The organism is Pseudonocardia oceanicola (assembly GCF_047200735.1).
Lineage (GTDB): Bacteria > Actinomycetota > Actinomycetes > Mycobacteriales > Pseudonocardiaceae > Pseudonocardia.
In genome coordinates this window covers 115,877-139,508 of record NZ_JBJZON010000011.1, presented here as the reverse complement: position 1 = coordinate 139,508, position 23,632 = coordinate 115,877, and the positions used below count along the sequence as shown (strand labels likewise).

Below are 23,632 nucleotides of genomic sequence, written 5' to 3'. Positions count from 1 at the left end.
TTCGGGCTGCGGCGGGTGAAGAACGACGAGCGCGACGCTGCGGACCTGGCCGATCTGCTACGGAGGGACGGTCGGTCCCGAGATGGTCCATGGCCGACCACCGCGTCCGCGGGCTCCGGCAGCGTGAGGCCTCGCCACGGCGCAGGATTCTCCGTGCCCGAGCAGCTCGGGTGTCACCCGTTGGACGCCGGGAGGCTGTCGGACGACCTCACGCCACATCCGTTTCGAGGTACCGTCGCTATTGACCAGGAGGACAGGTGCGCCGGTGCCGCCGCCTTCGTCGGCGACGGACCCGAGCTCCGAGCCGAACGTCCCCGCCGACTGCGATCACGGCGAGCGAGCGGGTCGCCGCCCCGGGCGGGGAGAGCCCGGCGAAGCCACCGACACGATGACCGACGTCCGGGCACCCAGGGGATCCGGGCCGGTCGATGGTGGTTCACGTCTGCCTGCCCGGTGCACCGACGAACCGTCGGAGATAGCTGATCCGAGCAGCAGGCGTCTGCGGCGCGTTCGCCAGGACCTGCTCGGGCAGATCCCGAATTCCGCAGTAGAGGTACAGCGCGTCGTACATCGGGATGCTCATCTCGATGTTGCGGAGGTCGGGTGTGTGGAGCGCCGCCCCCGATCCGAGTCTGTCGAGCGTCGCGCCGATCGCGGACTCCTCGGCCGTCTCGGCCGGAGCCGGTGGAAGACCGAGCGCATGCCGGACTCCGGCGGCGACGATCCTGCCCACCGCGTCGAGGACGGGATCCGTCAGCTCGTAGTAGCGGACCGTCTTCTCGAACGCCGTCCCGGCAGCGTCGTGAGCGCCGATCCCGACTCCGGGGATGCCGAAGGCCGTCGTGCCCTCGGAGAGGGTCGGGACGCTCCCGAACGGCACGAAGTCGAACTCCGCCGCCGGGTCCACGAATCTGAGGATCAGCCACGGTGTCGCCACCCGGTCCAGGTGAACGTGGTCGTAGGTGGTCCAGCGCATCCCGACAGCTCCTCTCGATCGTCTGTCTCACGCCCGGGCCTGGCCCGCTCACACCCCGGCGACGACCGGGTTCGTCAGCGGCTGGATGCCGTCGATGTCGATCGTGACCTCGTCCCCGGGCCGGAGCAGTACCGGCGGGGTCCGGAGGACGCCCACGCCCGCCGGGGTGCCGGTGGCGATCAGGTCGCCGGGCTCGAGGGTGATCGTCCGGCTGAGGTAGGCGATGATCTCGGCGACCGGGAAGATCTGGTCGGAGGTGTTGCCGTCCTGCAGCACCCGACCGTTCACCAGGGTGCGGATCCGCAGGCTCTGGGGGTTCGGCAGCTCGGAGGCCGGGGTCATCACGCCTACTGGGTCGAAGGTGTCCAGTGACTTGCCCATCGTCTGCTGGCCACCGCCGGCGTCGCGCTGCAGTCCGCGCGCGCTGACATCGTTGAACGCGCAGTACCCGGCCACGACGCCGAGCGCGTCTGCCGGCGCGATCGCCTTCGCCCGCTCCCCGATCACGACGGCGAGCTCGGCCTCGTAGTCGATCTGGTCATCGAGCTCCGGGTCGGGAAGGACGATCGGGTCGCCGGGCCCGATGAGTGCGTTCGGCCAGTGTCCGAACAGCATCGGCACGTCAGGCACCGGGACCCCCCCTTCGGTCGCGTGGTCGCGGTAGTTCAGCCCGACTGCGATGATCTTGCCGGGTACGGGGATGGCCAGTGGCACGGTCTAGCCCTTCGACGGTGAGAGGGTGGGAGGGATGCGAGCGCCGGAGACGAGGGTGCGGTCGAGATCGGCCACCGTCGCGGCGCCGAGCAGCGCCATCGCCCGGTCGAGCTCCGCGCGCAGCAGCTCGATCACCCGGTACACCCCGTCCTCGCCGCCCACGGCGAGTCCGTAGAGGTAGGGCCGGCCGACGAACACACCGGAGGCGCCCAGGCAGAGTGCCTTCACCACGTCGTTGCCTCGGCGGACGCCGCCGTCGAGGAACACCGCGAGCCGACCGGCTGCTGCGTCGACCACCTCGGGGAGCACGTCCACCGTGGCGGGCACACCGTCGAGCTGACGGCCGCCGTGGTTCGACACGACGACCCCGTCGACTCCGGCGTCCGCCAGCCGGGCGCACTCGTCGCCACGCATCAGGCCCTTGACCATCAACGGCCCCTTCCAGACGGACCTGACGTGGTCGAGGTCCTCCCACGTCACCGAGTAGGACGAGTTCATGATGGTGCTGCGGGTCTGCCCGAGAGTCAGACGCTGCTTGCCCCCCGGGCGCCGGGGGCCGAAGTTGCCGCGCACGAAGTCGAGGGCCCAGGCCGGCCTGGCGATTCCGTGGGCCAGCATCTGCGGGTGCCACGGCGCGCGGCTGAGTAGACGGCTGCGGGCGTCCCGCTCCCGGTTGCCGAAGACAGGTGCGTCGATGGTGACCGACAAGGCCCGGTAACCCGCCGACTCGATCCGGCGCAGCAGATCTGCGGTCTCGTCCCGGGCACGAGGCAGGTACAGCTGAAACCACAGCTTGCCGGTCGAGGCCTCGGCGACCTGCTCGGGCGGGAATGCGGCCACTGTGCTCTGCATGTAGACCGCATCCGCCCGGGCCGCGGCCCGGGCCACCGCCAGCTCGGCGGACGAGTGCGCGAGGCGGCCTGCACCGGTCGGTGCCAGCATGATCGGCAGGGCGTGCTTCTCCCCGAACACGCTCGTGGACAGGTCCCGTTTGCTCACGTCGGCGAGCGGGCGGGGACGGAACTCGATGTGGTCGAAGGCCGAGCGGTTGCCGCGCAGCGAGTACTCGTCGCCTGCGCCACCCTCGAGGGTGTCGAAGACGGGGCGTGGCAGGCGCCTGCGCGCGATCCGTCGGAAGTCGTCGACGTTGACTGCGTCCTGCATCCGCACGAAACGGACCTCCGTCGTCGGTCGGTACCGGGACCGCCACGGCCCGGAGCACCTCGCATCGTCCGACCGTGGAGCAGACCACGACTACTGGTCTGCCCACGATCATTCGGGGCCCGAACTTGTCGATGTCGACAGGCACGACCCGTGGCAGGGCCTTCGACGTCTCGACTTGTCGACGTCGACAACGTCGCTACGCTCGGCTTGTGGCTTCCCGCCGTAGTGCATGGTTCGAAGCAGGGTCAAGCTGGCCTCATGACCGAAGCCGCTGTGCGTCCGTTCGCCGACATCACCGGCCCGGTGGGTCTCACGCTCGTCGACGCCGACGTCCACAACATCTCCTACCCCGCTGCACTCATCCCTTACCTGCCGAGGCGCTGGGTTGATCATCTCGAGACGTATGGCGTCCGTACTCGCCACGAGGCCGACTCCTCCCCCGCGCTGCGGCCGCAGGCACAGCGCCACGACGCCGTACCGCCGTGTGGCGTCGCAGGCGGCGATCCCGACTTCGCCCGGAGACAGCACCTCGACGCGTTCGGCGTCGACATCGCCATCCTGAACAACATCCCCGGCCAGATCTCCCACTCCGGCGGGAACGACCCGGTGGTGTTCTCCGCGGCGCTGGAGACGGCCAACAACGACTGGACGATGGACCAGTGGTTCGGCGGCGACCCCCGCTGGCGGGGCTCGATCGCGATCCAGTACGACAACCCGGCCTTCGCGGTCAAGGAGATCGAGCGCTGCCGCGAGCTCGACGACCGGTGGGTCCAGGCGATCGCCTCCACACGCACGGAGCGCCCGTTCGGACACGAGAAGTACTGGCCGCTGTTCGAGATCCTCACCCACTACGACATGCCGCTGGCCTTCCATCCCGGCGGCTCGGGCATGGGTCAGCTCACGGGCGCGGGCTGGCCGTCGTACTACTTCGAGAACCATGCGGGCTACCAGTACGGCGCCCTCTCGCACGTCTCGAGCCTCGTCTTCGAGGGGGTGTTCGACCGATGGCCCACCTTGAAGATCGTGATCGTCGAGGGCGGCTGGTCGTGGGTCGCCCCGTTCGCGTGGCGGCTCGAACGCAACGTCGACGTGCTCGGTGGCGAGGTGTCGCACCTGCAGCGCAGGCCGTCGGAGTACCTCGCCGACCACTTCTGGTTCACCACGCAACCGATGGAGGAGCCGACCCGACCGGAGTGGTTCCACGACGCGTTCGCGCAGTTCAGCTCGCTCGGCCTCGGCGAACGGCTGATGTTCTCCAGCGACTACCCGCACTGGGACTACGACTCGCCCGCCGAGGCGCTGCCCCGCGCCCTGCCCGAGTCCGTCCGCCGCTCGATCATGGTCGAGTCGGCGGCGGCCCTCTACCGCTTCGGCGCCTAGCCGGTCGGAGGAACCCGAAACGATGAGCCTCACGACATCATCCCTCGCCGAGGCCGGCCCGCTGGGTGGCTGGACCGGCCCCACGGTCGACGTGGACGTCCACGCCCGGTTCGCGGGCCTGCGCACGATCTGGGGGCACCTGACCCCGATGTGGCGGGACTTCATCACCGAACGCGGGTACCCGGGGCCCTTCTCGGTCGACACCGTGTACCCGCCCAACGCACCCAGCACGGTGGCCACCCGGTGGCGACGGGAAAGCGGACCACAGGCAGGTGGCGAACTCGCTGTGGTGACGGAGGACCTGCTGGACGCGTGGCCCGTCCAGCAGGCGATACTCAACTGCTACGCCGGGCTGGACTCGGTCCGGCACCCGGATCTCGCCGCGGCGATCGCGCGAGCGGTGAACGACTGGCTGGTCGCCGAGTGGCTCGAGCGCGACCCGAGGCTCAAGGCCTCCTTGGTCATCCCGATGCACACCTACGACGACATGGTTCGCGAGATCCGGCGGGTCGGCGGGCACCCGGGCTTCGTTCAGGTGCTGCTGCCGGTCCGCAGCCCCGCACTCTACGGCAAGCGCAACTGGTACCCGGTCTACGAGGCGATGCTCGAGCACGACCTGGTGGCGGGGCTGCACCACGGCGGGACCAGTGACGGCGCCCCCACCCCGTGCGGCTGGCCGTCGTGGTACATCGAGGAGCGTGCGGGCGAGCAGCAGATCTGGATGTCCCAACTGACGAACATCGTGGCCGAGGGCCTGTTCCAGAAGTTCCCGACGCTGCGGATGGCAGCGCTCGAGAGCGGCTTCACGTGGGTTCCGTCGCTGATGTGGCGCCTGGACAAGGAGTGGAAGGGCCTGCGCCGCACCGTGCCATGGATGAGGACGGCGCCGAGCGAGGTCATCCGCAGGCACATGCGGTTCTCGACCGCGCCCATCCACGCCGGTCCCCCGGCGGAGATGGCTCGCATCATCGATTGGCTCGGCCCCGAGATGCTCATGTTCGCGAGCGACTACCCGCACGAGCACGCCGATGATGTCGCCGGCCTCCTCGCAGTCCTCCCGACCGACCGCCGCGAGGACGTCATGGCCGACAACGCGCGAACGTTCTACCGTCTCGACTAGAGGACAGTCCGGGCCCGGACGGGACTGCGGGCCCGGATCGGCCGGTCACAGCGACGTCGACCCCGAGAAGCGGGCCCGACCGTACTGCAGGGCCCACCAGACGGCGACGAGGTCCTCGGTCCTCCTCAGCGAGCAGCCGGTCAGCCTTTCGAAGCGATTGATCCGATAGCGGATCGTGTTCACGTGCAGCCACAGCTCCTCGGCGGTGAGGTCGAGCCGCTGCCTGTTCTCCAGGTACCGCCGGACCGTGTCCACTATTGCGGCGCCGGCGTCTCCCTGCTGCTCGAACGGAGCGACGAAACGCTCGAAGAGCTCGACGCCCACATCGTGGTCCGCGGTGACCGCAGCCCGCACTCCGAGAGCCGCGACGCTGTACGTCCCCGCGGGCATGTCGAACGCCAGCGCCGTGCGCATCGCGCGGCCGGCGTGCTCGAACGCACGCGGCAGTTCGAGGAACGGGACGCAGGTGCTCAGCCCGATGACGGTCGGCGGCACGGAACTCGGTGGGCCCGCCACGAAGCCGCACAGGTCGCGGTCGATGAGGGCGACGAGACCGTTGCGTTGCCCGTCGTCGCCCTGCTGGAGGAAGCGGCGCAGCAGATCGAGGTTGGTCCCCGGCTCCGGCCTGGCCCGCACGGCGTAGAAGGAGCGCGTCCAGTCGATGCCGAACGACTCCAGGTCGTTGCGCAGGCTGGAGCTCGAGTCCCCGTCGATGAGCACCTTCCGCACCACGGTGCTGTGGTGGTGGTGGTCCCGCCAACGCATCTCGAGCTCCGCCGAGCGGTGCCCCTCCGCGGTGACGACCATTGCCGCATCCACGAACGCGATGCTGCGCTCGAAGAGTTCGAGGAGCAGTTCCTCGCGCAGCGGGTCGTCCGCGAGCAGTTCGCGAGCACGGCGCCTCAGCTCCTGATGGGCGAGCCGGTAAGACTGCAGCATCTCGCCCGCCGGCACACCCTGCCGGGCGCGGATCTGCCCCGCCGCCAAGAACCGCTCGACCGCCTCCGGCTCGACGAAGGATCGACGCTCGGCGTTCATCTCCGCCCACTGCAGCGCTGGTATCGCCCTGAACTGTTCCGCCGTGAGATCTCCGTATGCGGAGAGCTCCTCCCGCATCCGCGCTTCGAGACGGGCGCCGAAGGTCGGGTCGATCAAGATCGACTCGACGAGCTCCTGACACACCGCGGCGAGGCCGCCGGAGGGCATGCGGGAACTCACATCGGGGCCGGCCACATCGCCCTCCCGGGGTCGGAAACCTCCAGACGTTGGGTCTGTGGGAGCGGATGTTACAGATCGAGCGTGAGGCTGGCCGAGAACGCGCGCGAGCAACAGATCATCATCGTCTGGTTGTCGGCCTTCTCCGCCTCGGTGAGGAAGGAGTCCCGGTGGTCGGGCACGCCGCCGACGACGGACGTCTCGCACGTCCCGCAAGTGCCCTCACGACACGAGGTCGGTACGTCGACGCCGATACGGGACAGCGCATCCACTATCGCCTCGTCGGCCCCGACCCGCACGGTCTGCCCCGTCTGGTCCAGCACGACGTCGAACTCGGTCGACGGGCCGCCGTCCAGGACGCCCGCGCGCGGGTGGAACCGCTCGACGTGCAGTGTGCCGGCAGGCCAGGCAGCGCAGCGTTCCTCCACCGCGACCAGCAGCTTCTCCGGACCGCAGCAGTAGATCACGGTGTCCGGTCGCGGCTCTCCGAGATGAGCGTCGAGGTCCAGCAACCCGTGCCGGTCCTCCGGGCGGACCAGGACCCTCTCGCCGTAGCGCGCGAGCCGGTCCAGGAAGGCCATCGTCTCCAGAGACCGGCCACCGTAGAGCAAGCTCCATTCACGACCGGCGGCGTCCGCCTCCGCGATCATCGGGAGCATCGGGGTGATCCCGATCCCGCCCGCCACGAACAGCACCTGCGGGCTCGGCACCAGCGCGAAGTGGTTGCGCGGCCCCCGCACGCCGAGGGTGGCTCCGACCTCGAGCCCCGCGTGCAGGAACTCCGAGCCGCCACGACTCTCCGGCTCGCGGAGCACGCCGATGGCCCAGACGGACCGATCGGAGGGATCGCCGCACAGCGAGTACTGGCGCACCAGGCCGCCCGGCAGATGGAGGTCGACGTGGGCACCTGGGGACCAGGCAGGGAGCGCGGCGCCACTCGGGGAACGCAGCACGATGCCGCGGACCCCCGTCGCGAGCTGAGAGATCTCCGTGACCACGAGGTCGAGCGACACCTCGTTCTCCACACCACCGACCGGCCTGTTCCTCATCCACGGGACACTAGGACGCCCGTCGTCCAGTGCCGATGTCGCTGTGCACAAGCTTCGCGCACTGGGTTTGGTGGTGGACATCGGACTCGACATGGGCTTGTCTCCATCGACAAAGCCCACGAGTCGATTATCGGCTGTGCAACTATAGGTGTGATCACGCTCTCCTGAGAGGGTTCAGCGACACACCAGCGGCCTGTGCGCGACACTCCGTCGTCCCCCGCGAGGCCAGCCGAAGGAGTCTGGGATGAGGAAGCACGTCGTCGCACGGGTGAGCGACGTCCCAGAGGGCGGCCACCTGATCGTCGACGTCAACGGGCGGTCGATCGGGATCTACAACGTGGGAGGCACATTCCGCGCGTTGCTCAACCGTTGCCCCCACCAGGGTGCGGCGCTCTGCGCCGGCGCAGTCGTCAGCCGGCTCGAGTCCGACGAACCGGGTCGGTTCCGGTTCGACCCCGACCACAAGTTCGTCGTGTGCCCGTGGCACGGCTGGGAGTTCGAGCTCGAGACCGGCCAGTCCTGGTTCGACGCGGAGCGCACGCGGGTGCGGCGTTTCGACGTCGCCGTGGAGCTCGGTGCGGAGATCGAGAAGGCCGTCGGTGCGGGCGGGCGGGTGAAGGGGCCGTATGTCGCCGAGGTGGTCGAGGTCGAGACCGATGACGAGTACGTGGTCGTTACCACGCCCCGCTGACACCCACCACCATCCACCGCAACGGGCGACGCGGCCCGCCGAGCGACAGGTGCGTTCATGAGCAGAACCCGTAACCGGGACCGCCGCCGCGGCATCGGACCCGCCGCTTCCTTCGCCCCGCGCGGAGCGGGCACATGAGTGAACTGCTGGTCTCAGAGGTGAGCCTGCACTTCGGCGGCATCAGGGCCTTGGACTCCGTGACGGTCACCGTCGAGCCGGGCTCGCTGTGCGCCCTCGTCGGCCCGAACGGCGCGGGGAAGAGCAGCTTGTTCAACTGCGTCAGCGGGCTGTACCGCCCGACGTCGGGGTCGATCCGGTTCCGCGACCACGAGCTGACCGGACGGCGTCCTCACTCGATCGCGGCTCTGGGCATCGGCCGCACCTTTCAGAACCTCGCCGTCCTCGAGAAGCTCTCCGTTCTGGACAACGTGCTGCTGGGCGGGCACCTGACCGACCGGCCCAGAGGCTGGGTCGTGGCAGACGTCCTGCACCTCCCCTGGTCCACCCGCGCCGAGAGACGGCTGCGGACCCGGGCGCACGTGCTCCTGGAGCGACTCGGGCTGACGGAGGTCGCCGGTGAGCGCGCCTCGGACCTGTCCTTCGGCACCCTCAAGCGTGTCGAGCTCGCTCGGGCACTGATGAACGACCCGACGCTCCTGCTCGTCGACGAGCCCGCCGGAGGGCTCACCGAGACCGAGGTCGACACGCTGGGCGCACTGATCCGCTCCATCGTGGGCGACCTGGGACTCACCGCTTTGCTCGTGGAACATCACATGGGCCTCGTCTCCAACATCTCCGACCGGGTCGTGGTGCTCGACGCGGGCAGGCTGATCGCCGACGGCGACCCTGACGCCGTTCTGCAGGACCCCGCCGTCGTCACCGCATACCTCGGAGGTGTCGCGTGAGCGAGGCGATCCTCACCGTGACGGACCTGGTCGCGGGCTACGGCGCCGCGGAGGTTCTGCACGGGATCTCGCTGCACGTGCTCCCTGGCGAGATCGTGTCGGTGCTCGGCGCCAACGGGGCGGGGAAGACCACGACCCTCGGGGCACTCAGCGGAACGGTCCGTTCCGAGGGCGCCATCGTGTTCGCGGGTGAGCAGATCGGTTCGCTCAGCCCGGACGCTCGCGCCCGGCGCGGACTGGGCCATGCTCCGCAGGGACGAGGCACGTTCGTCGACCTCTCAGTCGAGGACAACCTCCGCATCGGCGGGATGCGGCTGCGCCGCGCCGAGCTCGCTGAACGACTGGACGACTGGTATCGAACGTTCCCCGTTCTCGGTGAGCGACGGACGCAGCGGGCGGGCAACCTCTCCGGTGGTGAGCAGCAGATGCTGGCGATCGCGCGCAGCCTCATCGACCGGCCGGCCCTCTTGATGCTCGACGAGCCGTCGTTGGGGCTCTCGCCGCGGCTCACCGACCAGGTCATCGGCGACCTGCGCAGGATCTGCGACGACACCGGCACGGCGATGCTGCTCGTCGAGCAGAACGCCACCAAGGCGCTCGAGATCGCCGATCGCGCCTACGTACTGCAGGCAGGCTCGTTCGTCGCGGAGGGCTCGGCGCACGAGCTCACCGCGGACGAGACCGTTCGACGCGCCTACCTGGGAGCGTGAGATGACCCTCTTTTTCCAGCGTCTGGTCGACGGGCTCGCGGACGGCTCGGTCTACGGGTTCACCGCCCTCGCCCTGGTGCTCGTGTTCCGCGCCAGCAAACTGATCAACTTCGCTCAGGGCGAGATGGCCATGTTCAGCGCGTTCATCGTCTGGTACCTGGCGAACTCGCCCAACGGACCCGGTCTCGCCATCGGCTGGGCGATCGTCGGCGGCATCGTGTTCGGGGCGCTGCTGGGGGCCGGGCTGTCGCGGTTCGTGATGCGCCCGTTCCAAGGTGGGGACCACCTACGCGAGGTCATGGTCACCATGGGCCTGTTCCTGGTGATCAGCACTGTCGCCGCCTGGATCTTCACCACCAACCCGCAGAGACTGGACTCCCCGTTCCCCCCCGGCGGGCTGCAGCTCGGGGCGGTCGTCGTCTCGTACCACAGGCTCGGGACCTTCCTGTCACTGCTGGTGGTCACCGGCCTGCTCGCCTTGCTGCTGAGCCGCACCCGGACCGGACTCGCACTGCGCGCCGCGGCCAGCAACCCGGAGAGCGCGCGGTTGCTGGGCATCAACGTCGGCCGCACGCAGGTCATCGGTTGGGCCATCGCCGCCGGCCTCGGCGCACTGGCGGGCGCGCTGCTCGCCCCTTCCCTGTTCGTGAGCACCTCGATGATGAGCACCGTGCTGCTGTACGGCTTCGCCGCCGCCGCGCTCGGCGGGTTCGACAGTATCGGTGGCGCCCTGCTCGGCGGCATGATCATCGGCCTCGTCCAACAGATGGCGGGCGGTTACCTGCCCTTCGTCGGAACCGAGCTCCAGCTCGCCGTCGCACTCGTCCTGATCGTCGTGGTCCTGCTCGTCCGACCGCAGGGCCTGTTCGGCTCCTCGCGCGTGGAAAGGGTCTGATCCCCGATGCGGAGAATCCTCGCCGCCGTCGCCGGCGGCGTCATCGCCCTGGCATTGGTCGCCGGGCCGTTCTGGCTGCCCCCGGTGGCGCTCATCCAGCTCCAGCACGTCTTCTACCTGGGCGTGGCCATCGCCGGTCTGAACCTGCTCACCGGGCTGACCGGACAGATCTCGGTCGGGCACGGAGCATTCATGGGCATCGGGGCCTACGTCACCGTGCTGAGCGCGAACGCCGGGCTCGGTCACTTCACAGGACTGGTGCTGGGCGTGGTGCTGGCCGGTGTGACCGGGCTGCTCTGCGGGCTTCCTGCGCTCCGGATTCGGGGCATGTACCTCGCGATGGTCACGATCGGCCTCGGAATCGTGTTTCCGCAGGTCATCGTGAGGTACACCGAGGTGACCGGCGGCACGGCGGGGCTGCGGATGAACCAGAAGCCGCCGGCGCTCATCTCCGGCTCGACGATCGCGTCGTCCTACTGGATCCTGCTGATCATCACGCTGGTCGTCGGGCTGCTCATGTGGCAGGTGCTGGGTAGCAGGCTCGGCCGCTCGCTACTCGCCGTCCGCGACAACGAGACGGCCGCGGGCACCCTCGGCGTTCCCGTGGCCCGGACGAAGGTGCTCGTCTACGGCGTGTCGGCCGCCCTGGCGGGTCTCGCCGGCTGGATGTTCGCCACGGTCAACCAGTACGTGAGCCCGGCCGACTTCTCGGTGTTCCTGTCGATCAACCTGCTCCTGGCCATGGTCCTCGGAGGCCCCGGCACCCTGCTGGGCCCGCTGCTCGGAGGCGTCTACCTGGCCTACTCCGAGGAGTGGATCGGCGAGATCGGGCTGAACCCGCAGCTCACCCCGGCCATCAACGGGCTGTTGCTGATCCTCGTCCTGTTCTTCCTGCCCGGCGGCATCGCAGGCTCGCTCGGGAACCTGCTGTCGCGGCGTCCGCCCCGACGCGACCGCTCGACCGACACCGATCCTGACGAACCCACCCCGTCTCCCCGCACCGAGGGCGCCGAGCCCCCGGTGCCCAGTGGAGCCCACGCTCGAGGAGAGTTCTCGTGACCAGATCACCCCGATCCCTGGCGATCGCGCTCTGCGCAGGCACTGTCCTGCTTCTGTCGGCCTGCGGCGGCGGCACGCTCGGCGGCGGCGCCGCCGCGTCCGGCGGGGGCAACTGCCCCACCGACGGCACGCAGGGTGTCACCGACACCACCATCACGGTCGGCACCAGCCTGCCGCTGTCCGGCCCCGTGGCCGCGTCCGGCATCGGCATCCGCGGTGGGCTGCAGAGCTACGTCGACTACGTCAACTCCCAGGGTGGCGTCCCCGGGCCGGACGGCAAGAAGCGCACCCTCAACCTGATCGCCTACGACGACGCGGCGACCCCGTCGCGCACCAAGACCAACATCGACAAGCTCATCGGCGAGGACAAGGTCTTCTCGATCGTCGGCCTCTACGGCACCGCGAACAACCTCGCCGTCCGGACCAGCGTGGACCAGGCCTGCATGCCCAGCATCTGGCCCCTGACGGGTGCACCGGAGATCGGCAACCCCCAGTTCCCCTGGCAGGGCACCGGCGGCCTGCTGCTGAGCTACCTGGCCGAGGGTCCCGCCCTCGCCAAGTACCTCGAGGACGAGTTCGGCACCGCCTCCGTCGCCATCCTGGCACAGAACGACGACGTGGGCCGCAGCCTCTCCTACGGCTTCGACGAGGCCATCAAGGGCACCTCGATCACCGTCGCGAAGTCGGTGACGTTCGAGACCACCACGACCGATCTGACCTCGCAGGCCACGACACTGGCCGCGACGAACGCCGACGTGTTCATCTACTTCGGATCGGGCGGCACCTACCAGACCCAGGCCTTCCAGCGCGTGGGCGAGACCGGATGGACGCCGAAGCTGCGCTACAGCGCCAACCTGGCCCCCGCCTACATCAAGCCGCTGCCGCCGGAGCTCCAGGACGGCATCTACTACCACGCCCCCTACCAGGACCCCGACAGCACGACCCCCGCCGTGACCCTCTACCGGACGTGGATCGACAAGATGCCCGAGGTCACCAAGCAGGCCGGGCAGGCCATCCCCCAGGCCGGGTGGCTTCAGATGCAGATGGCGGTCGAGACGATCGAGGCGGCCAAGACGCTCACCCAGCAGGGCCTGATCGACTCTGCGCACCACTTCACCGAGCAGCCGGGTGTGCCCAGCATGTTCCGGGAGGGCATCACCCTGAAGATCGACTTCCCCGACTACCCGTACCCGGTCTCCTCGTTGAGCCTCACCCGCTGGGACGCCGCAGCGGGCAAGGGCACGTTCATCAAGGTCATCGATCCGGCCGGGCCCGTGAAGTACGTCGACGTCAACGCGCCGCGTTAGGCCGGGAGGACTCGCGCACATGACCACCTCGACCGAGCGGCCGGCCGAAGTCGGACCGGGCACTGCAGACTCGAAGCAGCCCGCGGTGACCAGGATCGACAGCGACTGCCATCCGTACATGTTCGAAGCCGACCTCATGCCGTACGTGTCGGAGCGGTGGCGGCGGTACGTCGACCGGATCGGGCTGCGCCAGCAGGCCGCCTTCGGCCTCACGATCGGCGCTCATCCGCTCGCAGCGCGAACCGATGCCTGGGGGCCGAACGGTGAGCTGCCCGGTACCGACCCGGCCTTCTTCGCCTCCCAGCTGATGGACCAGCACGGGATCGACATCGCGATACTGAACAGTCAGGTGATGCAGTCGCAGGCCTTCATGGGCCCGGGGATCCCGCGTGAGCTGGTCACGGAGCTGATGCGGGCCACCAACCGGCAGGAGAGCGAGGTCTGGCTGGACGCAGACGCGCGTTACCGCGGCGCGATATGCCTGCCCTTCGAGAACCCGGAGGCCTGCGTCGAGGAGATCGAGCGATGCGCCGCGGACCGGCGCTTCGTGCAGATCCTGCTGCCCTTCCGCACCCTCGACCCGTTCGGCAGCCAGAAGTACTGGCCCATCTTCGAGGCCGCGGTGGCGCACGACCTGCCGATCTCGCTGCACCCCGCGGCGCAGCACGTGATCACCGGCTCGGGATGGCAGTCCTTCTACTACGAACACCACACCGCACTACCGACCGTTCTGCTCCCGCAGATGGCGAGTCTGGTCTTCGAGGGCACCTTCGACCGCTTCCCGACCCTCCAGATCCTGTTCCAGGAGGGTGGCTGGTCCTGGGTGCCTGCCTTCCTCTGGCGCCTCGACCACACGTACGGGCTGCTTCGCGAGGAGATCCCGAGCCTGCAGCGCCGCCCCTCCGACTACGTGCGCGACCACTTCTGGTTCACCACACAGCCCATGGAGGAACCCGACCGTCCCGACCAGTTCACCGAGATGCACCAGCAGTGGGAGGAGGCCGGCCTCGGCTCCCGCCTGATGTTCTCCAGCGACTACCCGCACTGGGACTTCGACGCGCCCGACATCGCGGTCCCCCGCTCCCTGAGCGACGACGCCCGCCGCAGGCTGTTCCTCACCAATGCCGCCACCTGCTACCGGCGGCTCGACCTGACACCGGAGGGGTTGTCCCGGTGAGCGTGTCCACACCGTCCCCGAGCCTCGACGAGCAGGCCGTCTCACAGTGGCCGGGTGCGACGGTCGACGTCGACGTCCACGTCGGTCTCGGCACCGTCGAGCGGCTGTATCCCTACCTCGGCCGCGGCTGGGCCGCCTACATCGAGGCGACCGCCTTCCGTGCGCCACCCGTCGGCATGGTCTACCCGCCCAAGGTGGAAACCACCGTGGCCGCCCGCTGGCGACCCGAGGACGGTTCGGTGCCCGCGGGCACCCTGGCCCGGCTCGACGCGGACCTGCTGACCCCCCGGAGCACCGACATCGCGGTCCTGCACCCCTATTGGGGCCTCGACTCGGTGCGCCACCCCGAGGTCACTGCCGTGCTCGCGCGGGCCATCAACGACCTGCTGGTCGAGGAGTTCCTCGACCAGGACCCCCGCCTGCGCGGCACGATCACGGTGCCACACCACGATCCCGGGGCCGCGATCGCCGAGATCGAACGGGTCGGTGGGCACCCGGGCTTCGTCCAGGTGGCGCTTCCCGTGTGGTCGCAGATGCTCTGGGGGAAGCGGATCTGGCATCCGCTGTTCCGGGCGATCGCCGAGCACGACCTCGTCGCCGCTGTCCACTACGGAGGTATGCCCGACGCCACCCCCACCGCCACGGGGTGGCCCGCCTACCACGTCGAGTTCCTCGCGGCGGCGCCGCAGATGTTCCAGGCCCAGCTCGTCAACATCATCGCCGAGGGTCTCTTCGCCGCCGTGCCCACGCTGCGGATGACCTTCCTGGAGAGCGGGTTCACCTGGCTCCCCGGGATGATGTGGCGGATGAACAAGGAGTGGAAGGGTCTGCGGCGCGACATCCCGTGGGTGACCCGTCCGCCCGCCGAGATCATCCGCGAGCACATCAAGGTGTCCGTGCAGCCGACGGACGGCACCCCGGCTGCCGAGATGGCCAGGATCGTCGGCTGGCTCGGCAGCGACGAGATGCTCCTCTACGCGTCGGACTACCCGCACGGACACGGCGACGGCGGGACCGCGGAGCTGCTCGGGGTGCTCTCTCCCGAGGCCCGGACGAAGCTCATGGCGGACAACGCGCGAGCGCACTACCGGCTATGAGCGCCCAGGCGACAGGAGGATTCCGATGACCACGCCACCAACGCGCTCCACGCGGTCACCCGGGCGCGCCCGCAGGCACGTCGTCGCGAAGGTCGACGACATCCCGGACGGTGAGCGGCTGATCGTGGAGGTCGGTGGCCGCTCGATCGGTGTCTTCAACATCCGCGGCACGTTCCACGCCCTGCTCAACCGCTGTCCACACAATGGCGCCGCCCTCTGCGAAGGGCCGCTGACCGACGTCGTCCGGGCCGAGCGGCCCGGGCAGACCACCTTCGACGAGAGCCGCGTCCTCGTCCAGTGTCCCTGGCACGGCTGGGAGTTCGACATCGAGACGGGCCGGTCCTACACCGATCCGGAGCGCTCTCGGGTGCGACGCTACGGGTCGGTCGTCGCCCCCGGCCCCGACGTCCGCGAGCTGGTGGCGATCGGCGAGGTCGGCGACGCCGTCACTCCCCAGCCGACGGTACCGGGACCGATCCACCGCACGCTGGTTCGCGAGCGGAGCGCCCGCCCGCCGGCGGCGGAGCGGATCGACGTCGCGGTGGACGACGACTACGTCGTGGTCACGCTGCGCTGAGGGCCCGGTATGCCCAGCGACCTCGGCTCCGCGGAGACGGCGGACCTCGAAGGGCGGGTGCGGGCGGCGCTGGACGGGATTCCTCACGCCGCACGGGTCACTTGCCTGCGTCGGCTCGCCGGTGGGAGCTCGGGTCTGACCTACCTCGCCTCGCTGGCAGGCGGGGACCGTACGCGGGCCGTGGTGCGGGTGGCGCCCGCCGGGCTGCGGCCCGTGCGCAACCGTGACGTGCTGCGCCAAGCCTGGGTCATGCGGCACGTCGCCGGCACGGTCCCGGTCCCGGTCGTCCTCACCGAGGACCCGAGCCGCCCCATCGAGGTGCCCCCCTTCGTCGTCATGGAGTTCGTCGAGGGTGAGGCCTACGAGCCACAGCTCGACGGGCCCGCCACCGGTCCAGAGCCGACGCGCAGGTCATCGCGGCGCGCGCCGTGGCCGCGGCCCGGCTCCTCGCCCGCCTGCACGGGCTCCCGGTCGCGCCCCTGACCGACGCCGGCAAACAGGCGGCGGACGCGGCCGCCGAGCTGGAGAGGTGGACGGCGGCGTTCCGCACCGTCCCACCGGATCTCTCGCACGGCGCCGCCGAGGTGCGGGAGCTCCTCCTGGCGTGTCTGCCCGCTCCGGTCGGCCCGTCACTGCTGCACGGTGACTGGCGCTCGGTAACATCCTTTTCCGGGATCGCGTGCCCGCCGCGGTCGTCGACTGGGAGACGTGGTCGCTCGGTGACCCGAGGGTCGACCTCGCGTGGTTCCTCATGTTCCTCGAACCCGGCCACGCCCATGCCCGCCCGGGGGGACCCGCGCTGCCCGGACGCGAGGCCCTCGTGCGCGCCTACCGGGAGGCGTCCGACGCCGAGGTCGTCGCGCTGCCCTGGTTCGCCGCACTCGTGCGGTACAAGCAGGCGGCGGCGTGCGCGCTGATCGTCCAGAACTGCAGGCTGAGGCCGCAGCCGGGGGTCGACTCCGCCTTCCTCGCCGCGTCGGTGCCTGCCCTCCTGCGGGCGGCCCGGGCGGCCCTCGACCCGATCGCTCCCTCCGAGAGGAACCACTGATGATCACGCCGTGGGACGACTACTTCATCCATTAGACACCCCGGCCGCTGCTCCAGCCCTTCACGACCGACCCCGACTGGATCGACCGCTTCTGGTGGGGCGCCGTCACGGAGGACGCATCCGTGTACATCGCCGTCTCGCTCGGCCAGTATCGCTCCACCATGCGGATGGACGCCGTCGTCTACGGCATCCAGGCCGACTCGCACCGGATCCTCAAGCTCGCCAAGGACATCACCCCGGAGGCCTTCACCTCGCCCGGCATCGGCCCCCTGCACTTCGACATCGTCGAACCCATGCAGCGGTGGAAGTGGTCGCTGGGCCGACAACCCGACCGGTATCACCTGGGACCTGGACTTCCGGTGTGGCCGGGCGCTGTGCGACTACGCCCAGTTCCGGTTCGGCACCGACCCCGCCACGTCCTCGGACTACCACCACATCGTCCAGACGGGGACGAGCGTCGGGACGCTGGCCGTGCGATCGGCCACGGCGGAGCCCGCGCGGCTGCGGACGGTACGCGACCGGGGCGTCCGGCGGGCGCGGGAGCGGCTCGGCATGTTCATCTGGATCAACCACGAGTTCTGGTCGCGGAATCTGCAGCTCATCTACAACGAGCGCCGTGACGGCTCGGTGTCCTATCTGGACGGCGTGGTGACCGACAGCGACGGGCAGTTCCGGATCGTCGAGGTTGGCCACGACCTCGACCTCGGACCGGGCAAGGACACCCGGGGTGGCACCGTGCAGGTCCGCGACGAGCGCGGAGTCGTACACCGGGTCGACCACGAGCGCGCCCTGGTTCCGCGGGCCGACGACCACTGGGTCCGGGTGGTCGATGTCGCTCCGGGGCTACCAGGACTGCGTGTGCTCCTCGTGGAGGACACCCACGTCGACGCCGCCCGTGCCCACCTCTCCGGGGTCCACGTGGTCGGGATCGAGACCGCACTCGCCGCCGCCGACGACACGGACCCCGACATCGCGATCCGGCCGGAGGATCCGAGCGCGATCATCTTCACCTCGGGCACGACCGGGCCCTCCAAAGCGATCCTGCGCAGCCAGCAGGCCGACATCGTGTATGCGGCTGCTGCGGTGCGGGGGCTCGCGTACACCCCGGACGACGTTCAGTACCTCGCGTTCCCCCTGTTCCACGCGTTCGCGCGCTACAACGGGATCCTTCCCATGGCGATGGTCGGGGGGACGGTCGTGCTGCTCCCCCGGTTCAGCGTTTCCGGGTTCTGGCCGACCTGCCGCGAACACGGCGTGACCACGTTCAACTTCCTGGGCGCCACGATCCAGGTGCTTCTCAACCAGCCGCCGTCCGCCGCCGATCGCGCCCACTCCGTCGTCAAGGGTCACGGAGCACCGGCGCCACCCGCGCTGGCCCGTACCTTCAGGGACCGGTTCGGGCCGCGGCTCGTCGAGAGCTACGGGTGCTCCGAGGCCGGCATCGTGGCCATCAACCCGCAAACTCGACCCCGCGTCAGCGGCCAGGTGCCCGGCTACTACGACATCGAGATCCGCGACGAAGCCGACGAGCCGGTCGACTGCGGGACGACCGGCGAGAGCGTGGTGCGCCCTCGCCCGGCGAGCCCCCTCTTCGAGCGGTACGTGGGGCAACCCGACGCGACCGGGGAGGCGCTGCGCGGGCGGCTGGTTCCACACCGGCGACCTGGGTTCGCTGACCGACGACGGGTGGCTGCGGTTCGTGGACCGCAAGAAGGACGCGATCCGCCGCCGCGGGGAGAACATCTCGTCGTGGGAGGTCGAGCAGGCCGCGGTCGCGCACCCGGCGGTGACCGAGGCCGCCGCCTACCCGGTCCCCACCGAGCTGACCGAGGACGACGTCGCGATCGCGCTGGTCCTCGTCCCCGGAGCGACCCTCGACGAGCAGGACTTCGCCCGCCACTGCGCCGACCTGCTGCCCGGCTACGCCCTCCCCCGCTACCTCACCGTCCTGCCCGAGCTGGCGGAGACGCCCACGGGGAAGGTCGAGAAGTTCCGGCTTCGGCACCGGGTCCTTCGCCGCCGCCGACGGGTTCAGCCCACTCACTTCTGGTGAAGACGATGATCCCGCCCTTTCGTGTCACGTCCGGGTGGACGGTCGAGCTGCGGTGGGCGGTCTCCGCCTCGTACTTGTCGAACATCGCGCGCGCCGCGGCGGTGCGCTTGACCGTGAGCTCCTCCTGGTGTGCCGTGACCCATCGGGAGGAGGCTTGACGCGGCGCGTTGTACCCCTCGAAGCGCGGGATCACGTAGCGCGCGTAGAGCTCGTAGGACCGCTTCGTGTCCTCCCAGGTCGCCCACTCGTGGGCGGCCGGCAACACCGCCCCGAACGTGGCGAACGACGCGGGCCACCACCGGTCGTCTCCACGGCCGGCGTTCTGACCACGGCCGGACGCACCGGCGGCCGCTGTCCTGTAACGCGACAACCAGCACTCCCGCCCGGCTCGTAGCCTGCGGTCGTGCTGCTGGACCTGGACGACGACCGCAGGGCGTTCCGCGGCTCCGCGAGGTCCTGGGTGGACAAGGACTTCCCGCCGGAGCGGGCGCTCGAGCTCGAGAAGCAGGAGTACCTCCCCCGGCTCACCGCAGGCGAGATCCGGTTCTCGATCGCGGTGACCGAGCCGGACGGGGGCATCGACCTTCTGGGCGCCCTGTCCACCCGGGCCCGCAAGGTCGACGGCGGCTGGCGGGTCAGCGGCCAGAAGATGAGCTCGACCGGCGCCGAGGAGGCCACCTACCTCCTGCTGCTCGCGCGCAGCGGCGACCCGGACCGTCCGGGCGGGCGTCCGCAGCGGGACCTGCGCCGGTTCCGCATCGCTCCGATCAGCAACGAGATGGCCCGCAACAACCTCGCCGAGTCCTTCGGCCCGCCCCGTTCGTACTGACCCCGGAAGGCTCGGCGATGAACATCCTCACCTCGATCGAGCGCGCCGCCCGCGGGCGGGCCGACGAGACGGCACTGCGGGCGGGCGACCACTCGACGAGCTACGCCGAGCTGCTGGACCAGGCGGCCCGGTTCAGTGAGTTCCTGCGGCGCCACGGTCTCGCCCCGGGTGACCGCGTGGCGATCTACCTGCACAACGAGCCCGAGTGGATCCCGGTCCTGCTCGGCATCTGGAAAGCGGGCGGTGTCGCGGTCCCGCTGAACTACCTCTTCCCGCCCGCGGCGCTACGCCATGCCTGCCTCGACAGCGGGGCGAAGCGGGTCGTCGCCCTGACCGCGGACCTCGATCGCGTCCGTGAGGCACTCGCGGGCACCCCGCAGGTGGACGCAGTGATCACCCTGACTCCCGCCGACGGTGCCGTGGCGTCGTGGGCGGAGGCCCTGGAGAGCGAGCCGCTGGCACGGACCGTGCCCCGCATGGACGCCGACGACGCGTTGATCATGTACACGAGCGGCTCGACCGGCGTGCCGAAGGGTGTGCGTCAGACTCACCGCAACACCGCGGCCGAGTGCGAGGCCGTGCTGGACGCCTGGGACATCGGAGCCACCGACCACGCACTGGTCTGCACCCCGCTCTTCCACGTCGGCGGCCTGCAGCTGATCACCCTGCCGCTGCTCCTCGCGGGCGGCACCGTCACCCTTCGGCGGTGGTCGGCCGCGGAGTTCCTGGCCGACGTCGAACGGCTGCGTCCCACCGTGCTCGCCCTGGTGCCCGCCATGATGATCGACATCGTGAACCTGCTCGGCGAGTCGGCCCGCCCCCTCGACTCGGTGCGGGTGTGCATGATCGGCGGTTCCGCACTCCCCGAGAGCAGGCTGAAGCAGTTCACCATCCTTACCGGGATCGTCCCGGTGAACATCTACGGACAGACCGAGCAGAGTGGTCTCGCCATCACCGAGCCGATCGACCAGGACCGCCGCCCCGGTTCGCTCGGCAAGCCGTTGGAGCAGATCGTCCAGTGGCGCATCGTGCCCCCGGGCAGCAGCGAGCCGCTTCCTCCCGGCGCCGACCAGGTCGGCGAGCTGTGGGTCCGCGGCGACGCGGTGACCCCGGGGTACTGGCGCCTGCCCGAGGTCGACGCGGAGAAGTTCCAGGACGGATGGTTCCGCACCACCGACCTGGTCCGCGAGGCCGTCGACGGGTACCTGTACTACGTCGAGCGGGCGGACGACATGATCATCAGTGGCGGCGAGAACATCTATCCGCAGATGGTCGAGGGCCATCTGTCGGCGTGTCCGCTGATCGCCGAGGTCACCGTGATCGGCACCCCGCACGAGCGCTTCTCCGAGCAGGTGACGGCGATCGTCGTGCCCGCACGTCCGGACGTGACCGCCGACGACGTCGCCGAGTACTGCGCGACCCGACCGGACCTGCGGGGCCTGATGCGGCCGCGGCGGATCGAGATCGTGGAGGCGCTCCCGCGCACCGCGACGAACAAGATCGACAAGCCCGCGCTGCGGGCTCGCTTCGCCCAGTAGCCGGTGGTCAACGGGGGAAGACGACGGCGGCCGTGCCGTCGAGGGCGCGGACGCCGTCGCCGCGGTCCGCCCAGGCATCACAGTCGACCCCGCCCTGGTTGACCTCGGGGTCCCCGAGGTCCGCGGCCGCGACCGCGTCGAGGTCGAAGTCGATCGGGTTGGGGTCGTGCAGCACCAGTGCCATCGTCCTGGGTGACGACGCCGACCGGCCCGTCCGGGCCGCCGGTGTCGACGACGGTCACGGTGACCGGGTGTGGCCTACGGCCGCTGCGCGGCGAGCGCGGACAGCTCGTCGACGGTGATCCCCATGCCGGCAGGGCCGACACCAGCAGCCACCTCGCGGCCATCGCCACGGCGCTCTTGGGCACGGACTGGACCACGGACAGGGTGCCGCGCTCTCACGGTCTGCCCTGCTCGACGTCGGCGTACGGTGGATCACCGCGACGGAGGCGCCGGGGTCACCCCGCTCGGCCATGTACCTCGAACTCCTCGCGGACCGCGGCGAGCCGCGGCGCGCGGGTGGTGAGGCCGGCCCGCCGAGGGGCCGCGCGGTCCGCCTGCGGTCCCGGCCTCGGCGGGTGGCTGGCGGCGACGTTGAGCAGACGTGTCCCGGGCCGCAACCGCCTCGTACTCGCCACGGCGCCGGGAGGCCCGCCCGACACCCGTCGTGAGCTGCGACATCGTCGGGTGGCGCCGGCGACGGCTCCGCGACCGAGTCCTGCTTTGCGACAGTGGTGTGCCGGTCGCGGTCGGGGGTCGAGCCCCCGATGTCCCGGAATGCGACATGTTCCACGGTGGGCCCCGCTCCATGATGACGCGGACCGACAGGGCGCGCATCGTCGGTCGTCTCCCACCCTCGCGCACGCATTCAACGACGAACCCGCTTCGCAGAGGAGAGTCCCATGCTCCGATTCCGGTCGGTCGTCGCCGCGGCGATGGTCGCGGCCGCCTCGATCGCCCTCGCCGGGTGCGGCTCCGACGCCGCGACCGGTGACGGCGGAGGTGACACCGTCAAGGTGGGGATGCTGGTGTCGTTCACCGGCAACTTCGCGACGCAGGCCAAGGACTTCGACAACTCGTTCACCGCCGGTCTGCAGACCCTGACCAACGGCACGATGGAGGTGGCGGGCCACAAGATCGAGGTGATCCGCGAGGACGACACCGGCGATCCCGCGATCGGCACCACGAAGGCGAAGGACCTCATCGGGCAGGGTGTGCAGATCCTGACCGGGCCGACGAACTCGAACGTCGCCATCGCCGCCGCACAGCAGGCGATCCAGAACAAGGTGCTCTACGTCGGCGGCACCTCCGGCACCTCCGAACTGGTCGGGATGGACGACCTCGTCTTCGCCACCAGCGGTGCGTCCCCGGCGGGAAACCAGCTCTACAAGTCCCTGTTCGGGGACCCGAAGGGCAAGCGCATCGCGGCGATCGGCCAGGACTACGCCTACGGCCAGGACCAGGTCGCCCAGCTCAAGTCCCTCGTCGAGCCACTCGGGGGCGAGGTCGTGCCGTACCTGCTGCCCCAGAGCACCACGGACTTCGGCCCGCTGATGCTCCAGCTCAAGCAGAACCCGCCGGACTTCGTCACCTCCTTCTGGGCCGGCGCGGGCCAGGACCAGCTGTGGAACGCGATCGCGGCCCAGCGGATCCCGGACGAGAGCACGGTGTTCACCGTGCTGCTGCTGCGCTCGAGCTGGCCCGCCACGGCCGACGCCCTCGGCCCGGACCTGCTGGCGAAGTCGGTGTTCGGCCTGTCCTACTTCCCCGGCATGACGGGGAACGACGCGGACAAGGCGCTGCAGGCCTACTCGGCCCAGCACGACCACCAGCTCGAGTACGACGACGCCGTCGGCTGGAACGCCGCGGCGATGGTCGTCCGCGCGGTCTCCGAGGGCGGGACCGACACCGCGAAGATGGCCGCCGCGCTCAAGGGATGGACGTTCGACGGTCCGAGCGGACCGGTGTCGATCCGCGCCGAGGACAACCAGGTGACCGTCCCGATGGCCACGGTCCGTCTGGAGTCCGACGGCACGGGCGGCTACACGCCGCAGCTGATCAAGCTGTTCGACGACAAGGAGCTCACCCCCCCGGTCGTCAAGCCGATCGCGAGCTGACCACGTCGCCC

Annotated in this window: 23 protein-coding genes and 2 pseudogenes; 19 read left to right on the top strand and 6 right to left on the bottom strand. The window is 70.1% G+C overall.

The features are described 5' to 3' along the window. Positions 1 to 436: 436 nt before the first annotated feature. The 3 genes from ACL02T_RS17655 to ACL02T_RS17645 are packed head-to-tail and all read right to left on the bottom strand — an operon-like array spanning position 437 to position 2,854. Positions 437 to 976: a chromate resistance protein ChrB domain-containing protein gene (locus ACL02T_RS17655; protein WP_412831817.1), complete on the bottom strand. Its 540-nt coding sequence runs from the start codon at positions 974 to 976 to the stop codon at positions 437 to 439. A 48-nt stretch (positions 977 to 1,024) separates the two neighbouring features. Continuing rightward, positions 1,025 to 1,690 carry a fumarylacetoacetate hydrolase family protein gene (locus ACL02T_RS17650; protein WP_412831816.1) on the bottom strand — a complete coding sequence of 222 codons (666 nt, stop codon included), beginning with the start codon at positions 1,688 to 1,690 and terminating at the stop codon, positions 1,025 to 1,027. 3 nt (positions 1,691 to 1,693) lie between these two features. Further along, a complete protein-coding gene (locus ACL02T_RS17645) occupies positions 1,694 to 2,854 on the bottom strand; it encodes an alpha-hydroxy acid oxidase (RefSeq protein WP_412831815.1) in 1,161 nt (386 codons plus the stop codon). 258 nt (positions 2,855 to 3,112) lie between these two features. On the opposite strand from ACL02T_RS17645, the gene ACL02T_RS17640 reads away from it, so the two are divergent. Together ACL02T_RS17640 and ACL02T_RS17635 are read left to right on the top strand one after the other, a co-directional pair. Beyond that, a complete protein-coding gene (locus tag ACL02T_RS17640) occupies positions 3,113 to 4,234 on the top strand; it encodes an amidohydrolase family protein (RefSeq protein WP_412831814.1) in 1,122 nt (373 codons plus the stop codon). A gap of 22 nt (positions 4,235 to 4,256) precedes the next feature. Further along, positions 4,257 to 5,354, top strand: coding sequence for an amidohydrolase family protein (locus ACL02T_RS17635; RefSeq protein ID WP_412831813.1), 1,098 nt, complete (start codon positions 4,257 to 4,259; stop codon positions 5,352 to 5,354). Between the two features lie 45 nt (positions 5,355 to 5,399). Here the strand turns inward: ACL02T_RS17635 and ACL02T_RS17630 are convergent, their stop codons facing one another. Continuing rightward, on the bottom strand, positions 5,400 to 6,560 hold the full coding sequence (locus tag ACL02T_RS17630; protein ID WP_412831812.1) for a PucR family transcriptional regulator: 1,161 nt from the start codon (positions 6,558 to 6,560) through the stop codon (positions 5,400 to 5,402). 80 nt (positions 6,561 to 6,640) lie between these two features. Then, positions 6,641 to 7,618, bottom strand: coding sequence for a PDR/VanB family oxidoreductase (locus ACL02T_RS17625; protein WP_412831811.1), 978 nt, complete (start codon positions 7,616 to 7,618; stop codon positions 6,641 to 6,643). A gap of 244 nt (positions 7,619 to 7,862) precedes the next feature. On the opposite strand from ACL02T_RS17625, the gene ACL02T_RS17620 reads away from it, so the two are divergent. From ACL02T_RS17620 to ACL02T_RS17550, 16 genes and pseudogenes are all read left to right on the top strand, one after another. Beyond that, the gene (locus ACL02T_RS17620) at positions 7,863 to 8,309 is read left to right on the top strand and encodes a Rieske (2Fe-2S) protein (protein WP_412831810.1); all 447 of its coding nucleotides are present in this window, start codon (positions 7,863 to 7,865) and stop codon (positions 8,307 to 8,309) included. A 134-nt stretch (positions 8,310 to 8,443) separates the two neighbouring features. Beyond that, entirely contained in the window at positions 8,444 to 9,214 is a 771-nt protein-coding gene (locus ACL02T_RS17615; RefSeq protein WP_412831809.1) for an ABC transporter ATP-binding protein, read from the top strand. After that, positions 9,211 to 9,924, top strand: coding sequence for an ABC transporter ATP-binding protein (locus ACL02T_RS17610; protein ID WP_412831808.1), 714 nt, complete (start codon positions 9,211 to 9,213; stop codon positions 9,922 to 9,924). Before ACL02T_RS17615 ends, ACL02T_RS17610 begins: the two co-directional genes overlap by 4 nt. 1 nt (position 9,925) lies before the next feature. Next, on the top strand, positions 9,926 to 10,819 hold the full coding sequence (locus ACL02T_RS17605; RefSeq protein ID WP_412831807.1) for a branched-chain amino acid ABC transporter permease: 894 nt from the start codon (positions 9,926 to 9,928) through the stop codon (positions 10,817 to 10,819). A gap of 6 nt (positions 10,820 to 10,825) precedes the next feature. Then, positions 10,826 to 11,878 (top strand): branched-chain amino acid ABC transporter permease, encoded by a 1,053-nt coding sequence (locus ACL02T_RS17600; protein WP_412831806.1) that lies wholly within the window; start codon positions 10,826 to 10,828, stop codon positions 11,876 to 11,878. Further along, positions 11,875 to 13,185, top strand: coding sequence for an ABC transporter substrate-binding protein (locus ACL02T_RS17595; RefSeq protein ID WP_412831805.1), 1,311 nt, complete (start codon positions 11,875 to 11,877; stop codon positions 13,183 to 13,185). Before ACL02T_RS17600 ends, ACL02T_RS17595 begins: the two co-directional genes overlap by 4 nt. A gap of 19 nt (positions 13,186 to 13,204) precedes the next feature. Further along, positions 13,205 to 14,362 carry an amidohydrolase family protein gene (locus tag ACL02T_RS17590; protein WP_412831804.1) on the top strand — a complete coding sequence of 386 codons (1,158 nt, stop codon included), beginning with the start codon at positions 13,205 to 13,207 and terminating at the stop codon, positions 14,360 to 14,362. Continuing rightward, complete coding sequence (locus ACL02T_RS17585; protein ID WP_412831803.1) at positions 14,359 to 15,459, top strand: amidohydrolase family protein; 1,101 nt, start codon at positions 14,359 to 14,361, stop codon at positions 15,457 to 15,459. The genes ACL02T_RS17590 and ACL02T_RS17585 overlap by 4 nt, the downstream gene beginning before the upstream one ends. Before the next feature lie 25 nt (positions 15,460 to 15,484). Beyond that, on the top strand, positions 15,485 to 16,036 hold the full coding sequence (locus tag ACL02T_RS17580) for a Rieske (2Fe-2S) protein (protein WP_412831802.1): 552 nt from the start codon (positions 15,485 to 15,487) through the stop codon (positions 16,034 to 16,036). A 9-nt stretch (positions 16,037 to 16,045) separates the two neighbouring features. Further along, positions 16,046 to 16,519, top strand: coding sequence for a phosphotransferase (locus ACL02T_RS17575; RefSeq protein ID WP_412831801.1), 474 nt, complete (start codon positions 16,046 to 16,048; stop codon positions 16,517 to 16,519). After that, positions 16,465 to 17,084, top strand: a pseudogene (locus tag ACL02T_RS17570) (phosphotransferase). Before ACL02T_RS17575 ends, ACL02T_RS17570 begins: the two are co-directional and overlap by 55 nt. Before the next feature lie 47 nt (positions 17,085 to 17,131). After that, positions 17,132 to 17,704, top strand: coding sequence for an Rv3169 family protein (locus tag ACL02T_RS35175; protein ID WP_503129093.1), 573 nt, complete (start codon positions 17,132 to 17,134; stop codon positions 17,702 to 17,704). Then, positions 17,637 to 18,641, top strand: a pseudogene (locus ACL02T_RS17565) (AMP-binding protein); the annotation flags it as partial. The gene ACL02T_RS35175 and the pseudogene ACL02T_RS17565, both read left to right, overlap by 68 nt. Positions 18,642 to 18,783: 142 nt before the next feature. Beyond that, on the top strand, positions 18,784 to 19,137 hold the full coding sequence (locus ACL02T_RS17560; protein WP_412831800.1) for an AMP-binding enzyme: 354 nt from the start codon (positions 18,784 to 18,786) through the stop codon (positions 19,135 to 19,137). A 403-nt stretch (positions 19,138 to 19,540) separates the two neighbouring features. Next, entirely contained in the window at positions 19,541 to 19,966 is a 426-nt protein-coding gene (locus ACL02T_RS17555) for an acyl-CoA dehydrogenase family protein (protein ID WP_412831799.1), read from the top strand. A 17-nt stretch (positions 19,967 to 19,983) separates the two neighbouring features. Beyond that, a complete protein-coding gene (locus tag ACL02T_RS17550) occupies positions 19,984 to 21,504 on the top strand; it encodes a class I adenylate-forming enzyme family protein (RefSeq protein WP_412831798.1) in 1,521 nt (506 codons plus the stop codon). Positions 21,505 to 21,511: 7 nt separating this feature from the next. On the opposite strand, the gene ACL02T_RS17545 is transcribed toward ACL02T_RS17550, so the two are convergent. Next, positions 21,512 to 21,679 (bottom strand): hypothetical protein, encoded by a 168-nt coding sequence (locus ACL02T_RS17545; RefSeq protein ID WP_412831797.1) that lies wholly within the window; start codon positions 21,677 to 21,679, stop codon positions 21,512 to 21,514. A gap of 727 nt (positions 21,680 to 22,406) precedes the next feature. Here ACL02T_RS17545 and ACL02T_RS17540 point away from each other — a divergent pair. Then, on the top strand, positions 22,407 to 23,621 hold the full coding sequence (locus ACL02T_RS17540; RefSeq protein WP_412831796.1) for an ABC transporter substrate-binding protein: 1,215 nt from the start codon (positions 22,407 to 22,409) through the stop codon (positions 23,619 to 23,621). Positions 23,622 to 23,632 lie beyond the last annotated feature (11 nt).

Bases quoted from the DNA above. Each gene is read 5' to 3' on its own strand.
- ACL02T_RS17635 (WP_412831813.1), top strand. From the start codon at position 4,257: ATGAGCCTCACGACATCATCCCTCGCCGAGGCCGGCCCGCTGGGTGGC.
- ACL02T_RS17625 (WP_412831811.1), bottom strand. From the start codon at position 7,618: ATGAGGAACAGGCCGGTCGGTGGTGTGGAGAACGAGGTGTCGCTCGAC.
- ACL02T_RS17640 (WP_412831814.1), top strand. From the start codon at position 3,113: ATGACCGAAGCCGCTGTGCGTCCGTTCGCCGACATCACCGGCCCGGTG.
- ACL02T_RS17550 (WP_412831798.1), top strand. From the start codon at position 19,984: ATGAACATCCTCACCTCGATCGAGCGCGCCGCCCGCGGGCGGGCCGAC.
- ACL02T_RS17645 (WP_412831815.1), bottom strand. From the start codon at position 2,854: ATGCAGGACGCAGTCAACGTCGACGACTTCCGACGGATCGCGCGCAGG.
- ACL02T_RS17540 (WP_412831796.1), top strand. From the start codon at position 22,407: ATGCTCCGATTCCGGTCGGTCGTCGCCGCGGCGATGGTCGCGGCCGCC.
- ACL02T_RS17590 (WP_412831804.1), top strand. From the start codon at position 13,205: ATGACCACCTCGACCGAGCGGCCGGCCGAAGTCGGACCGGGCACTGCA.
- ACL02T_RS17605 (WP_412831807.1), top strand. From the start codon at position 9,926: ATGACCCTCTTTTTCCAGCGTCTGGTCGACGGGCTCGCGGACGGCTCG.
- ACL02T_RS17655 (WP_412831817.1), bottom strand. From the start codon at position 976: ATGCGCTGGACCACCTACGACCACGTTCACCTGGACCGGGTGGCGACA.
- ACL02T_RS17600 (WP_412831806.1), top strand. From the start codon at position 10,826: ATGCGGAGAATCCTCGCCGCCGTCGCCGGCGGCGTCATCGCCCTGGCA.
- ACL02T_RS17615 (WP_412831809.1), top strand. From the start codon at position 8,444: ATGAGTGAACTGCTGGTCTCAGAGGTGAGCCTGCACTTCGGCGGCATC.
- ACL02T_RS17620 (WP_412831810.1), top strand. From the start codon at position 7,863: ATGAGGAAGCACGTCGTCGCACGGGTGAGCGACGTCCCAGAGGGCGGC.
- ACL02T_RS17580 (WP_412831802.1), top strand. From the start codon at position 15,485: ATGACCACGCCACCAACGCGCTCCACGCGGTCACCCGGGCGCGCCCGC.
- ACL02T_RS17630 (WP_412831812.1), bottom strand. From the start codon at position 6,560: ATGCCCTCCGGCGGCCTCGCCGCGGTGTGTCAGGAGCTCGTCGAGTCG.
- ACL02T_RS17575 (WP_412831801.1), top strand. From the start codon at position 16,046: ATGCCCAGCGACCTCGGCTCCGCGGAGACGGCGGACCTCGAAGGGCGG.